This window comes from Rhizobium ecuadorense (genome assembly GCF_001187535.1).
Taxonomy (GTDB): domain Bacteria; phylum Pseudomonadota; class Alphaproteobacteria; order Rhizobiales; family Rhizobiaceae; genus Rhizobium; species Rhizobium ecuadorense.
Window position 1 is genome coordinate 1 of sequence record NZ_LFIO01001489.1, and the last position, 268, is coordinate 268.

The following is a 268-nucleotide window of genomic DNA, read 5'->3' on the forward strand; positions in this document are numbered from 1 at the left end:
TCGTTACAATGTATGGTGTTTACATAGTCTCCGATCACACCGGCGAAATCAGCGACCGGGAAGCCATCCGACGGGTAATCGAGCATCTTGGGCGGACAACGCACGACTTTCCTGACCTCTCCTCGCTCGCCAAGCGGACCGGTCTCAGCCGCTTTCACTTCATCCGGGTTTTTAAAGCTGAGATTGGCATGACGCCTGCGCGATACGTGGAGCAATGCAGAATTGAGCAAGCGAAGTCATTGATCGAGACAGCCGAAATATCGTTGGC

General features: G+C 53.7%; 1 protein-coding gene. It reads left to right on the forward strand.

Translation table 11 applies throughout. From position 1 onward, the window contains the following. Nucleotides 1-8: 8 nt before the first annotated feature. Nucleotides 9-268, forward strand: a 260-nt coding sequence (locus AF337_RS31105; RefSeq protein ID WP_244471349.1) for a helix-turn-helix domain-containing protein, incomplete at its 3' end; no start/stop codon positions are given.